The sequence below is a fragment of the Bacillus sp. NTK034 genome (assembly GCF_017303275.1).
GTDB lineage: Bacteria > Bacillota > Bacilli > Bacillales > Cytobacillaceae > Cytobacillus.
Window position 1 is genome coordinate 240,724 of the sequence record NZ_JAFKOJ010000002.1, and the last position, 12,686, is coordinate 253,409.

16 protein-coding genes are annotated in these 12,686 nt (G+C 39.8%); 4 read left to right on the top strand and 12 right to left on the bottom strand.

Annotated elements, in window-relative coordinates; all coding sequences use genetic code 11:
- Positions 1-176: 176 nt before the first annotated feature.
- The 6 genes from JI665_RS07340 to JI665_RS07365 all read right to left on the bottom strand — a co-directional run bounded on the left by JI665_RS07340 (position 177) and on the right by JI665_RS07365 (position 5,462).
- The gene (locus tag JI665_RS07340; protein ID WP_206838251.1) at positions 177-1,451 is read right to left on the bottom strand and encodes a Glu/Leu/Phe/Val family dehydrogenase; all 1,275 of its coding nucleotides are present in this window, start codon (positions 1,449-1,451) and stop codon (positions 177-179) included.
- Positions 1,452-1,882: 431 nt separating this feature from the next.
- Positions 1,883-2,461, bottom strand: a complete 579-nt coding sequence (locus tag JI665_RS07345; protein ID WP_206838253.1) for a genetic competence negative regulator — start codon at positions 2,459-2,461, stop codon at positions 1,883-1,885.
- Between the two features lie 127 nt (positions 2,462-2,588).
- A complete protein-coding gene (locus JI665_RS07350) occupies positions 2,589-3,494 on the bottom strand; it encodes a MerR family transcriptional regulator (RefSeq protein ID WP_206838255.1) in 906 nt (301 codons plus the stop codon).
- Between the two features lie 72 nt (positions 3,495-3,566).
- The gene (locus JI665_RS07355; protein WP_206838257.1) at positions 3,567-4,337 is read right to left on the bottom strand and encodes a metallophosphoesterase; all 771 of its coding nucleotides are present in this window, start codon (positions 4,335-4,337) and stop codon (positions 3,567-3,569) included.
- 28 nt (positions 4,338-4,365) lie between these two features.
- Positions 4,366-4,770: a hypothetical protein gene (locus JI665_RS07360; RefSeq protein WP_206838259.1), complete on the bottom strand. Its 405-nt coding sequence runs from the start codon at positions 4,768-4,770 to the stop codon at positions 4,366-4,368.
- A gap of 59 nt (positions 4,771-4,829) precedes the next feature.
- Positions 4,830-5,462, bottom strand: coding sequence for a CBS domain-containing protein (locus JI665_RS07365; protein WP_206838261.1), 633 nt, complete (start codon positions 5,460-5,462; stop codon positions 4,830-4,832).
- Between the two features lie 147 nt (positions 5,463-5,609).
- Between JI665_RS07365 and JI665_RS07370 the strand changes: the two genes are divergently transcribed.
- From JI665_RS07370 to cotJC, 3 genes are all read left to right on the top strand, one after another.
- Positions 5,610-5,834, top strand: a complete 225-nt coding sequence (locus tag JI665_RS07370) for a spore coat associated protein CotJA (RefSeq protein ID WP_019380371.1) — start codon at positions 5,610-5,612, stop codon at positions 5,832-5,834.
- A 2-nt stretch (positions 5,835-5,836) separates the two neighbouring features.
- Entirely contained in the window at positions 5,837-6,097 is a 261-nt protein-coding gene (locus tag JI665_RS07375; protein ID WP_035330112.1) for a spore coat protein CotJB, read from the top strand.
- Between the two features lie 74 nt (positions 6,098-6,171).
- Positions 6,172-6,741, top strand: coding sequence for a spore coat protein CotJC (cotJC, locus tag JI665_RS07380; RefSeq protein ID WP_206838264.1), 570 nt, complete (start codon positions 6,172-6,174; stop codon positions 6,739-6,741).
- 56 nt (positions 6,742-6,797) lie between these two features.
- Here cotJC and JI665_RS07385 read toward each other — a convergent pair whose 3' ends face one another.
- From JI665_RS07385 to JI665_RS07405, 5 genes are all read right to left on the bottom strand, one after another.
- Entirely contained in the window at positions 6,798-7,256 is a 459-nt protein-coding gene (locus tag JI665_RS07385) for a YpbF family protein (protein ID WP_206838268.1), read from the bottom strand.
- A 92-nt stretch (positions 7,257-7,348) separates the two neighbouring features.
- Positions 7,349-8,071: a LysM peptidoglycan-binding domain-containing protein gene (locus JI665_RS07390; protein ID WP_206838270.1), complete on the bottom strand. Its 723-nt coding sequence runs from the start codon at positions 8,069-8,071 to the stop codon at positions 7,349-7,351.
- 54 nt (positions 8,072-8,125) lie between these two features.
- Positions 8,126-8,749 carry a CPBP family intramembrane glutamic endopeptidase gene (locus tag JI665_RS07395; RefSeq protein WP_206838272.1) on the bottom strand — a complete coding sequence of 208 codons (624 nt, stop codon included), beginning with the start codon at positions 8,747-8,749 and terminating at the stop codon, positions 8,126-8,128.
- Between the two features lie 6 nt (positions 8,750-8,755).
- Positions 8,756-10,255, bottom strand: coding sequence for a RecQ family ATP-dependent DNA helicase (locus tag JI665_RS07400; RefSeq protein WP_206838273.1), 1,500 nt, complete (start codon positions 10,253-10,255; stop codon positions 8,756-8,758).
- The gene (locus tag JI665_RS07405; protein ID WP_206838276.1) at positions 10,252-11,310 is read right to left on the bottom strand and encodes a helix-turn-helix domain-containing protein; all 1,059 of its coding nucleotides are present in this window, start codon (positions 11,308-11,310) and stop codon (positions 10,252-10,254) included. Before JI665_RS07405 ends, JI665_RS07400 begins: the two co-directional genes overlap by 4 nt.
- A gap of 259 nt (positions 11,311-11,569) precedes the next feature.
- On the opposite strand from JI665_RS07405, the gene JI665_RS07410 reads away from it, so the two are divergent.
- Positions 11,570-11,818, top strand: a complete 249-nt coding sequence (locus tag JI665_RS07410) for a ferredoxin (protein ID WP_009332793.1) — start codon at positions 11,570-11,572, stop codon at positions 11,816-11,818.
- A 131-nt stretch (positions 11,819-11,949) separates the two neighbouring features.
- Here the strand turns inward: JI665_RS07410 and JI665_RS07415 are convergent, their stop codons facing one another.
- Positions 11,950-12,534: an ECF transporter S component gene (locus JI665_RS07415; protein WP_206838277.1), complete on the bottom strand. Its 585-nt coding sequence runs from the start codon at positions 12,532-12,534 to the stop codon at positions 11,950-11,952.
- Between the last annotated feature and the right edge of the window lie 152 nt (positions 12,535-12,686).

Below are 12,686 nucleotides of genomic sequence, written 5' to 3' on the forward strand. Positions count from 1 at the left end.
GCATTTTCGAGGATCAAGTACCGACAGCGAAGGTCAACTCAACAGGTTAAACTTAGTTTGAAGTTAAAAAGCAACAAACTTTACTGAAAACAACATAAAAAACTCCCATCAGTTTATGATAGGAGATTTTTTATGATTATTCAAATGTCTTACATTCATCAATGGAGAATTTACAGTTAGATCCATCCGCGGAATCTTGAAGCTTCCGCCATTTTTCTTACACCTACCATATAGGCAGCCAGACGCATGTCTACACGGCGGGTTTGAGAGGTCTGATAAATATTATCGAATGATTTGACCATGACTTTTTCAAGCTTTTCTTCTACTTCTTCTTCAGTCCAGTAATATCCCTGGTTATTTTGTACCCATTCGAAATATGAAACTGTTACACCGCCGGCAGAAGCCAGTACATCAGGGACAAGCAGTATCCCTCGCTCGGAAAGGATTCGTGTAGCTTCCAAAGTAGTCGGGCCGTTAGCAGCCTCCACTACAATACCCGCTCTTATATTATGTGCATTTTCTTCTGTTATCTGATTTTCGATGGCCGCAGGAACCAGAATATCGCAATCGAGTTCAAGCAGCTCTTTATTTGTAATTGTATCATTAAACAATTTTGTCACAGTGCCAAAGCTATCACGGCGATCCAAGAGGTAATCAATATCAAGGCCTTCCGGATCATATAAACCGCCATATGCATCTGAAATGCCAACAACCTTTGCTCCGGCATCATGCATAAACTTTGAGAGGAAACTTCCAGCGTTCCCGAATCCCTGAACAACAACTCTTGCACCTTCGAGATTAATGCCTTTTTTCTTGGCAGCTTCCCGAATGCAAATTGTAACTCCTTTAGCTGTTGCTGATTCCCGTCCATGTGAACCGCCAAGTACAAGTGGTTTACCTGTAATGAAGCCTGGAGAGTTAAATTCATCAATCCGGCTGTATTCATCCATCATCCATGCCATGATCTGCGAATTGGTAAATACATCAGGTGCAGGAATATCCTTAGTCGGCCCCACAATTTGACTGATGGCCCGTACATACCCGCGGCTTAGCCGCTCTAACTCACCGAAGGACATATCGCGAGGGTCACAAACGATTCCGCCTTTGCCTCCGCCATATGGAAGATCCACAATTCCGCATTTTAAGCTCATCCAAATTGACAGTGCCTTGACTTCCTTTTCAGTTACATTCGGGTGAAAACGAATACCGCCTTTAGTAGGACCCACTGCATCATTATGCTGGGCCCGGTAGCCAGTAAAGACTTTTACTGTTCCGTCATCCATCCGTACAGGAATTTTTACTGTCATCATGCGAATTGGCTCTTTTAGAAGCTCATATACCTCATCAGAATATCCCAGCTTCCCTAAAGCCTTATGTATGACAGTTTGAGTCGACTTTAAGACGTCCAATTTTTCTGCTTTATTTGAATCAGTACCTTTCTCGGCTACCATTTGTAAACCTCCTAGAAAAATCACTTTCATTAGTTGTCCGCTTCCATGGATTAGTATACACCTTTGCCTAATTTATGCAAGAAGAATCATGTACTTTTCCGCATTTTTTAATATTTTTATGAAACCGCTCTCAGCCTTGATATTAAAGGGAATTTTCTGTTTACTCCTAGTACCCGTTTTCCCGTTTAGGCCCAAAAGAAACATCCCATTTCCTTCTTTACTGTATATTTAAAAACTTTTCCATTTTTATACTATTTTTGCAGCTGATTAACTATACTTGTTTTACCCAATTTTTATATAGTTCATGACCATTTAATCCAAATTCACTGCATTTATCTGTTATCATCCTGCCAGCTATTCTCTTTGGCAACCTGCAAAACAAGAGACTTCCTTTGTTCAAAAAAAAAAAGAGGATGTCCCCCTCTTCCGACTTATAAAAAGTATTCCACCAGCTTTTTTACTGCATTGGACTCGATAAGTACTTTCCCATATTCCTGAATTACATGTATGCTGGTAAAGGCTGAATCACCGTACTCAGCTAATATGGCAATAACTCTATGAATGTCATCTCCCGCTAAATCTGTAACATGATAATAATACATTTCTTTATAACAATATAGGCTTCCTTCCTGAATCTGCACACGGTTCAGCTCTTTAGCCATTTGAATTACGTCTTCAAAATCCTGGAACTCGAATAATATATCTTCACTGCCCTCAACAGTTACTTGCATTTCAATAAAACCATCCTCAAGGAGCTCTTCATCCATCTGATCCTCCATTGTAACGATCATAACCATTCCCTGAGCCTGCATGGAGAATATCTCCACAGCAACTGTGCCTTGAATATCTACACCAAATTCTTCACTTGCCTCTTCCAGCATCTCATGAAATAGCTGATGCCATTTTAGAGAATCCTTCCAGACATCTTCCTTAGTCAGTCCCCTATCATTCAAGTCATCTAAGGTTAGAAAGATTTTGATTTTATTATAATTCAAACGTTCTAAGCGCATGATAAGCCCCCTGCCCTGAACCAACTCTTTGGTTTAGTGTATGAAACATTGCTCAGTTTGTGAGTCGTCTTATTTTGTATGACTAAAAAAAAGAAAAGACCCGGCAACTTAACCGCCAGGTCTTATGTTATAGGAGCCGTTCTCTAATCCATTCTTCCCACTCATGAGCGGAACCGCCGGGAATAAACTGTTCATACTTCATTTTTTCTTCATTACTAAGGGTATCAATGCCGAATCCCCCAATGCCTACATGCATCTTCCCATTAGTCTCTGCAAGTCTCTCAGAAAGTTTGAGGGTTTCAGGTACGTTGGACTTCATCGTACAGGATAAGAATACAAATTTTGGTTTAACAATATCAATCACAGTATCAATATCTTCTTCAGCGATGCTTGTCCCAAGGTAAACGACCTCGAATCCCCTTCTGCGCAAAAATAAAGTAAAAATTAAAAGCCCTAATTCATGTGCTTCTCCAGGTCCGCAGACTGCTATCACCTTTGGCAGGACTCCATTATGCGGAAAAGAATGCAGAATCATCCCAATTCTGGATCTTAATATGGATGAGGCAAAATGCTCATGTGCACTAGTTATTTTCCCCTCTTCCCACTGATGACCGATTTTTACAAGAAGAGAGCCTAATATATCAATTAGGACTTTATCTATTGTATAAAAACTGAAAGCCTGATTAATTAAATCATGTGCTTTTGATTCATTAAACTGAAGAAGAGCTTCAAGCAGCTCATTGGCGAGGGCACCAGACCGATCACCTTCCTTATCCATCTGAAGCGGCTCGGCATTTAATTCCTTATTTTCGAGAAGGGAAACAGCCTGGCTTATGGAAAAACCCTGATCCACTTTCCTGATCAGCCATTTTAATACTTTGATATGTTCTTCTGTATATAGCCTGTGACCTGATTCATTTCTCTTAGGAGCAACGATTTGATACCGTCTTTCCCATGCTCTTAACGTTCCTGGCTGAATGCCGAGCATCTTAGATACAGCCTTGATATTATACTTTCCTTCTTCTGTTGCCATGCCCAGCCCTCCATTCATTACTAATTATAAAAAACCGTCGCTAGAACTGTAAAATCTGGATGTGTTATATTTTCAGCCTTTATTAAGAGTAATGAAATGAGTTTCCGGCTTTGCCCCCAGCCGCAAGGGCACACCGGTCGTACCGTAGCCGTTGCTGATCAGAATTGTTGTTTGCGGCAGTACTTTTATCCGCCCCTTCTCATATGGGCTAAGCCCGAAAATATGAATTTGCCCGCCATGCGTATGTCCGCTTAAAACCAGGTGAATATTTTGTTCTTTTTTTATACTGTTAATGATTCTTGGATCATGGCTGACCAGCACCCGAAATCCTCCTGAACCCGCATCTTCAAGTGCGAGGTCGAGCCGATCCCTATCCTTGCTGAGGTCATCTGTTCCCATCAAAATAAAACGTTCTCCTTCATCTGATTCAAAGGAAAGGGCAGTATTATCGAGAATTTTTACTCCGCATTCGAGGAGAAGAGCATCAAGCTGGTGATAATCCACTTCATAGTCATTATTCCCCCAAACGAAATAGACTGGCCCGCATTCCTTTAACCCCATTAGATTTTTCTTTACTCTTTCAAAAGGGACTCCTTTTTCCAAGAGATCGCCGCCGATGATGACCAGGTCAGGCTTCTTCTCTCTAATCTCCCCGATTATCTTTTCTGACACCGTCCTCTTATGAATATCCGAAATAAAAAAAAGCTTTACTTCACCGAAGCTTTCCGGAAATTCAGGAAAAGAAAGCTCTTTATATATAATTCTATCTGCAAATGCCTCCCTAAGCATAAACATTAGTAAACACACACCGCCAATTAAGGCCAAAGCTATTAAGTATTCCATAAATCCTCCTGCCATCAATCGCCTTCAATCAGTCTCCGGCAAGATTGATTTTCTTGAAATCTAAAGAAATAATACCATAAATTACTGAAAAACAGAAAAGGGCCAATGCTTCCCATGGCGAAAGGACTGACAAAACAAAAAAGCCTCCAATAAGCAATAAACTCAGCACAGGCCCAAATAAAGCATCCATATGTTTTGATGACCTCATATTTTTTAAAAGCCTGGCAGTCCACTCGATTATACTTCTAATGATCTCTGCGTTGGCTATAAATGCGATAAGGAAAAAAGTCATTCCCAGGACAAAGCCCGCCGGTTCCAGTACAAAAATGACAATCATATCCGATATGCCCATTGGAATTGACACCGGAAAAAATTTAATAAATAAAATGCCGCTCATAAAACCTGTCATTAGCTTCAGCAAAATTAAAAACACTAAAAATCCCTCCCATACAAAGTGTATGAAAAGGATTTATTTTGTTGACTATATATACATTAATCCTCTGTTATATCAAGAACACGGAAACCGGATTTTTCGAGCCGGCTGATGAACTTATCCATATTATTATTTTTTTCCACCTTCATCACGATGCGGCGGACCAGTTTGTCTGTTTCATCAAAGGTTACAAGGGAAATGATGTGCTCATGGAAATAATGGGCGATTTCGGCTAAACGCGCTATTCGCCCTTCCGCTTCTACCGAAGTAAACGCAATCCTGACACCGGACTTATTGGTGCCGAAGGCGGATTGGAATTGAGCGAGGACATCAAAGCGAGTAACAATGCCCAGAAATTTACGATTATCACCCAAAACAGCAAGTAAAGGGAAATCCTTTAAATCCAGAAGCGTTTTTTCAAAGATCTCATTTCCTTTTAAATATTGCTCCTGATGTGTGGCAATATCCTTTACCAATGTCCCTTCAAGAAAATCATCCTTTGATTTCCCTGACAAAAAGAATTTCTCATATATTCCATATCTCGTAATTATGCCGGCATACTGGTCGCCATCCAATACAGGAAGCCCGTCGATCTGGTGGTCCTCCAGCAAAGCCAGAGCGTCTTTCAATGCTGCATCCTGTCCGATTGTATAACAGGTATGTTTGGGGATCATGATACTTTTCACAAACATTGCCATCACCTCAGAGTAATATTAATTAGACCTGATATTTAACTTCGCCATCACCTCAACTTTCCCCTCTTTTTATTAAAGTAAACAATCATAAAAACACTGCAGTTTTCATAAGTTTCAATGACGCATAAAAAGGAGGGATTATGAATGAATACACTCCGTAAAACCTGGCACCCATATGTAAGCCCCTTTGACCCCTGCACCCCGATAAAGGTCAAAACCTATTCCACTCCTCCAAATCTATATATGGGATTTCAGCCGCCAGGACTTGAACAATTTACACCAATGGAGGCTTTAAGAGCAGGAACGCTTTGGAAGGCTTTCTATGATCCGTGGTACAGTCCCTATGAAAAAGCCAGGGAGGGACAATAGCCATGAAACAATTGCCGGCAGATTACTATCAGCTTCTTGAACAGCTTCAGGCTGTGGATTTTGTCCTTGTTGATCTGACTCTATACCTTGACACCCATAACAATGATACTGAAGCCATTAAGCAATTCAATCACTATGCAAAAGAACGAAAAAAACTGAGAAATGCCATTGAGAGCAAGTATGGTCCATTAATGCAATTTGGACACAGCTATTCCGGTCAGCCATGGAATTGGGATGATGCCCCGTGGCCTTGGCAAGTATAAATTTGGTTCACAGGCGCCTTCTTGCATGAAGGCGCTCAATAGATTAGCGGACTTCCGAAGGGGGCTGAGAAAAAATGTGGGTTTATGAAAAGAAGCTGCAGTATCCGGTGAGGGTAAGCACATGCAATCCCAAACTGGCAAAGTATCTAATTGAACAATATGGGGGAGCGGACGGTGAACTTGCTGCTGCCCTAAGATATTTGAATCAGCGCTATACTATTCCGGATAAGGTCATCGGACTTCTAACAGATATTGGAACTGAGGAGTTTGCCCATCTGGAAATGATTGCAACAATGGTTTACAAGTTAACAAAGGATGCTACGCCTGATCAAATGAAAGCTGCCGGTCTCGATGCCCATTATGTCAACCATGATAACGCTCTTTTTTACCATAATGCTGCAGGTGTGCCTTGGACAGCTTCTTATATTCAGGCAAAGGGGGACCCTATAGCAGACTTATACGAAGACATCGCTGCAGAAGAGAAAGCCAGGGCAACCTATCAGTGGATTATTAATATGAGTGATGACCCGGATTTAAATGACGGACTCCGTTTTTTAAGAGAAAGAGAGATTATTCATTCCCAGCGATTCAGAGAAGCCGTAGAGATTCTTAAGGAAGAACGGGATAAGAAGAAATTCTTTTAAGTATACTTAACAAAAAAGAAGCAGGCGGGCTGCTTCTTTTTCCATTTTCTATGGTGTCATTTATTCTCATGATAAAGATTTATATCATAATTTTTTTTCATCATTTCGAAAACGGTATGTCGATTTTTCCATTCATCTTCTTTTTTCCAAAGATCTTTGCTCTTATCTATAATCTCACACCTAAGGGCATGATATTCTTTTTCTGCTTTCTCCCTTTTTTCCCTCAGAAGATTCATAAGTCCATAAAGGCCAACCGTAAAAACAAGCAAATAGAAATTCGCTGACTGATTGACAAAAGCCGAAAACATGGATGCAAACGAGTAAGAGTATGGCAGCATGACACTCTTATAAATATAAAAAAAGAATAAAAATGAAATAAATACAGTCGCCCACATGGCAATTAAATGCCAGGACTTGAATCGATCAAATTTTTGCTTTCTCTCTACTACTTTCTCAAGCATTTTTCTTGTAGCCTGGTCTGTACGTTCATCAAGCATTCTAATCGGCGATTCCAAAACTCTCCCTCCCTTTCTCAATAATGTATGAGCTTGTACATTATTATATGACTAAGAAGGAGAGGCTGCTGCCGCACCTGTTTTCGATCCTTTTATTGCTCAAGCGGAATCTTTAATACCTGGCCCGTTTGTATCTCATTCGAGGGCAAATTGTTGGCTTGCTTTATTTTTTCAATTCCCGACTGGGATTTATAATAGGTCATGGCAATTCTAAAAATTGTTTCCTTCGGTTTAACCGTATGGTAAATAACTTTACCTTCCTTTTTTAATGCTTCCTTTGTCCCGGCTGTTTTGGAAGAGTCTGTAGTTTCAGATCCTGTTTCCTGAACTTCCTTATTAGGTTCAGATCCTTTATCTTCTATATCAGTCTTTTGAGGGGCCTTTTTTTCCTGCTGGACTTTGGCATCTTCTTTTTCTTGAGCACCCTCAGCTTTTTCAGTTATCTCAGGTTCCTGGGATACCGGTTCTTCTCTGACTTCTATAGTTGTCCCTTTATCTTCATCATTTGTGGCAAAAACCACTGTTTCAGAACCTGTTTCCTCATTTTCTGTATTTAACCCGGCATTGATGCTTTTATCACTGCTTACATATTGATAAATACTGAAAATGGTGATGGGCAGTAGGATAAAAAATAAAGCAAGCAGGCGAATAACAGGGTATTTAATCTTCCATTTACTCTTTTTTCTTTTTTCCTGATGAACACGGCTCCGTGGCGGCAACGCTGATTTTTGCCCGCTATTTTCCGTTTCCAGTTTTCGGTCAATCTTCTTACGGAGTCTTTCAGCCTGATCTCTATAAGGGTCTTCTTTATTCATGTTTCATCCCTTCCTGTAATAAAAAATCATAAGAAGTTTATTTTGATGCTGCTGTTAATGATCGTTAATTACGTTCTCCTCTTCCGCTATCCTTTCAGATTTTTTCAGGAAACGTTTTCGAATAAGAATACCAAGAAGAAAGTCAATCAGAAAATGCATAACAATCGTAACAAGCAAATTATTGGTTATATGATAAATATAACCTATTAAAAAGCTTAATGTAATAATATTTACAAACAAAAACCAATTAAAAAGATATCGATAATGAACAAACGCAAAAATAAGACTTGAGATAGCAAGGCCGAAATGAGTCTGAATGACTCCCCTGAATAGAAGTTCTTCACTAAAAGCCACCACTGCAGCAATAAAAGCAATATGGAGAAAACTGCGATTTTGAAAGATTTTCTCATTTAATCCTCCATCATCATACAATTTTTCCGGAAGAACCTTCATCAAGCCGATATCTATCAGGACAACTGCCGCTCCTGCCGCCGCTCCAATTACAAGAATATTTATATCATAGAATACAAAGAGAACTTGGAATTCCTCAATATTATTAAATAATATTATACTTAGAATTAAAGAAATGGATAAAATAAGCAACTGAGTAAGATAAAGATGAAATAATAGTTCCTTGTCTGTCAATTCCTTAATGATGTCCGCGTATCTTTTTCCCATTTTAATTCACTCACTTGGAATCAGGAGGTATTCTAAATGATTTTTCCAATCATAAAGCGGGTTTTCCTGATTATCTGAATTTGTATTTCTTGTGAATTTTTCAAATCGCAAACCACATATATCACAGCAGAATGGGACTGAGGAATTTTTTTCCTCATCAAAATAGGAAAGTATATTCTCTCTCCGGCATGTCTTCTTGTGTATCCACTTATATACTTCCTCAATGCTATCCCTTTTCAATTTGATCCTGCCTTCATAATAACCCTTCATCTCCTGCAGAATCCTTCTGTAATCGAGTCCAGTTTTGCTTTTCCGCTCAAAAAAGTCATTAAATATTCTCCACTGAACATCGGTTAAACCTGAACGCTGCTTAATTGTCTCTTCAAATGCACCGATATTCAGGATCGCATTTGGGTTTTCTTCTAGCCATTCCCTAATCCAATCAATTTGAGCTTTGTCAGGTAATTCACTTTCTGCAAGCTGTATAGGAAGCTGCTCGTCACCCGGTGCATAGAGCATGATGGCAATACTTTGATTTCCATCCCTCCCAGCCCGCCCAATTTCCTGCAGGTAGGATTCCATCTGAAGAGGCATATGAAAGTGTATTACATACCTGATATTATCTTTGTTAATCCCCATGCCAAAGGCGCTTGTAGCACAAATAAGATCGAGCTGTCCATGAATAAATTGCTGCTGCACAAGGATACGGCTTTCCTGGTCCATTCCCCCATGGTAAGCCATCACTCTTCTGAGTCCCTTGTCCCTAAGCAGATCAGCTGTCTGTTCCGCCATTTTTTTGCTGGAGAAATAAATAATTCCAGGGCCCTCAAGGATTTCAGCAAGCTCCTCAAGTCTCTCTGTTTTTGCACGGAAATTCTCTAACTTTTCTACAGATAGTGCAATATTAGGACGGTCAACGGAGTAAATAAACTCGCTGCATTCCAGTATGCCAAGTGACTTTTTTATATCTGCTTTTACTTCAGGGGTAGCTGTAGCAGTTAAAGCCAGTGTAACCGGGTTCCCTATAATTTTTCTGACTTCGCCAAGCTTTAAATAATCTGGCCTGAAATCATATCCCCATTGGGAGATACAATGAGCTTCATCCACAACAAATAAAGCAATCCGCAATTTCTTCAGCTGAGAAAGTACTGACTCATAATAAAGCATTTCGGGTGAAATAAAGATAAACTTATATTGATTCAAATGAATCAATGCCTGTTTTTTTTCTGAGCGGGATAAAAAAGAATTGAATGCAATTACCTGTTTTTCCCCATTTATCATAAGCTGTTCAGCCTGATCCTGCATAAGAGACAGCAAGGGAGATATAATAATCACCTGGCCTTCAACCATATATCCCGGCAGCTGATAACAGAGGGATTTCCCTGTACCTGTTGGCAGCATGGCAACAGTATTTCTCCCTGAAAGTACTGATTCAATGATCTCCTTTTGTCCAAGTCTGAAGGAAGGATAGCCAAATTTGCTCTGCAATAACGCTTCTAATTTCATTGTCCCTCTCCAAGCTTTGCCATGACTAATCTGATTTCAAAATAATCGGATTCCGGCACCATTTGACGTATTTGCTTTAGTTGTAATGAGGCAGCACTGTTTGCTGCTTGAAGAATCAATTTCTGTTTCCTCTCCGATACATACCGTGTGATATTAAAGCCGCTGTCATTCAGAGCTACCTCCACCACATGATCCTCAATTGTACTTTTTTTCAATTTTCTCGTTTTCGCTATAACATCCAAATCCAGTCCCTGTTTTAGCAATGTGTATGTTTTTTGGGCCGACAACGTTAGCTGAACTTCATTTCCTGCCCCGCACACTAATTTATCGATAAGCGGATATCCGGCAGCATTTTCTCTTACGCTAGCAAGAATATGATGAATGGCTCCGAGGAACTGATGGTGGTAATAATCCTGACTGATTCCCAGGTGTTCTGAAGCCTGAACAGCAGTGAGGCCAATACGGTTATAGCCTGACAGCCTCAAAGTCAGCACAGCAGGATTAATATCCCTTAGCCTTTCGAGGCATTGGCAGAGTTCCCTGTTCAGCACACTTCCTATTTCATTGCGGGCGAATCCAGATGTTCTCAAAAAATATTTCAGCCATTCATGAACATCTCTTTTTCTTTGAATTGGAAGGTATTTTACATTGTCATTATTTAAATGTGATATAACCTGAATTAAAAGAGTAATCCTCTCCCAAAACAGGTCAGCTGCACTATGATACAGCCATCCGTTTAATGAAGACGGTATTGGACATTCTAAAAGAGACCTTTCCAGCTCTTCCTTGCCCTCTGCAGTCAAAATGTAATGCTTTTCATCAGCTGCAGTCATCCAGCTTCTGCTTTCAATCTCTTGTGAAAGATGATCCAGAGCATCCCGGCTTAAACTTCCAAATGTTCGAAAAAGCTGGGTCAGCTGAAATAAATGAGCATCTTGAATGGTTTGGGAAGTTTTTTTTCCATTGAGCAAATGTAAAATAGAGTATATAGTCCTTTGTCCCTGTAATTCTTTAACACAGTACATGATTACAGTTTTCAAATAAGTTCTATCCATTTTTTTCACCTTACGGCCAAAGATTTTAATCTTGTTTTCATAAGCTTGTTCTCCTTCTTCCATTTTATCATGAAAGAAATCGGCAGGCCGTTTTAATTATTTTTTCATAGGGTAAATTATGCCTAAACCCTTGTGTGATAAGCATTCTCAATACATTTTCTATTGAAAAGTTGAACATTCAGTTTTACAATAGATGTGAGGAATGTGTTACCATCATTTTGATGGACGATTAATTGTTTAAATCTTGGGAGGTTTTTTCATGGCAAAGTATACAATTGTTGACAAAGAAACATGCATTGCATGTGGAGCTTGCGGCGCAGCTGCACCGGACATTTATGATTATGATGATGAAGGCATCGCTTTCGTTACCCTTGATGATAACCAGGGTATCGTTGAAATTCCTGATGTATTAGTTGATGATATGATGGATGCATTCGAAGGCTGCCCGACCGATTCAATCAAAGTAGCTGATGATGCTTTTGATGGCGACCCGCTTAAATACGAATAATCCTCAACCATACTCTAACCTTTGTTAAGCTGCTGCTCCCTTTCATCATGAAAGGGAGTTTTTTTGTTAACATTGCATGCATGAACAGAAAAGCAGCGGCACATTTGCCGCTGCTATAAACTTATATAGTATTAAGCTGCGCTTTTAATAACAGCCTGCTTTTCCACCCAAGTTCTCATGCGTGTAAAAATAAGCATGAAAACAAATGAAATGATCAAACCTTTTAAAATGTTGAATGGCAAAATCCCTGTCACAATCATTGTTCTCATTTCAGGCGCTGACATTGCAGGGAAGTTAAGGAAGAATGTATATGCCGGCAGAATTACAAGGTAATTCAGCACACTCATAATGACAGCCATAACCATTGTGCCGATTACAAGCCCAAACGTCATGCCCTTTTTTGTTTTCAGCTTGCTGTACACATAATAGGTCGGCAGGACGAACAAAATGCCTGCGGCAAAGTTTGCAATATGCCCAACAGGAACACCTGTTGCACTCCCTGTCATGAAGTAATCAAGAATATTCTTAATAAGTTCCACTAAGATCCCTGCTGCTGGACCAAAGATTAACGCTGCGATTAATGCAGGAATATCGCTGAAGTCAATCATCAGAAATTGCGGAAACGGCGGGATTGGGAAATTGAGCAGCATTAATACGTAAGAGATGCTGCTTAGCATTCCAATAGCAACCATAGATTTGATATTAAGTTTTTTCAAGTTCCTCTCTCCTTTTTAGGACTATCTCTCCTAAAGAAGAAAGGTTCAGCTAAGCAATAGTCTTCGCAATAAATAACCCTCAAGCTAATATAACTTGAGGGATAGTTGCAAAGGCACGCTTAATAACGTTCAAAACCTGCATTTTTTGAACG

Coding starts and splice junctions, on each gene's coding strand:
- JI665_RS07400 (WP_206838273.1), bottom strand. CDS start 10,255: ATGAAATTAGAAGCGTTATTGCAGAGCAAATTTGGCTATCCTTCCTTC.
- JI665_RS07340 (WP_206838251.1), bottom strand. CDS start 1,451: ATGGTAGCCGAGAAAGGTACTGATTCAAATAAAGCAGAAAAATTGGAC.
- JI665_RS07405 (WP_206838276.1), bottom strand. CDS start 11,310: ATGGATAGAACTTATTTGAAAACTGTAATCATGTACTGTGTTAAAGAA.
- JI665_RS07345 (WP_206838253.1), bottom strand. CDS start 2,461: ATGCGCTTAGAACGTTTGAATTATAATAAAATCAAAATCTTTCTAACC.
- JI665_RS07350 (WP_206838255.1), bottom strand. CDS start 3,494: ATGGCAACAGAAGAAGGAAAGTATAATATCAAGGCTGTATCTAAGATG.
- JI665_RS07390 (WP_206838270.1), bottom strand. CDS start 8,071: ATGAATAAAGAAGACCCTTATAGAGATCAGGCTGAAAGACTCCGTAAG.
- JI665_RS07365 (WP_206838261.1), bottom strand. CDS start 5,462: ATGTTTGTGAAAAGTATCATGATCCCCAAACATACCTGTTATACAATC.
- cotJC (WP_206838264.1), top strand. CDS start 6,172: ATGTGGGTTTATGAAAAGAAGCTGCAGTATCCGGTGAGGGTAAGCACA.
- JI665_RS07395 (WP_206838272.1), bottom strand. CDS start 8,749: ATGGGAAAAAGATACGCGGACATCATTAAGGAATTGACAGACAAGGAA.
- JI665_RS07370 (WP_019380371.1), top strand. CDS start 5,610: ATGAATACACTCCGTAAAACCTGGCACCCATATGTAAGCCCCTTTGAC.
- JI665_RS07355 (WP_206838257.1), bottom strand. CDS start 4,337: ATGGAATACTTAATAGCTTTGGCCTTAATTGGCGGTGTGTGTTTACTA.
- JI665_RS07375 (WP_035330112.1), top strand. CDS start 5,837: ATGAAACAATTGCCGGCAGATTACTATCAGCTTCTTGAACAGCTTCAG.
- JI665_RS07410 (WP_009332793.1), top strand. CDS start 11,570: ATGGCAAAGTATACAATTGTTGACAAAGAAACATGCATTGCATGTGGA.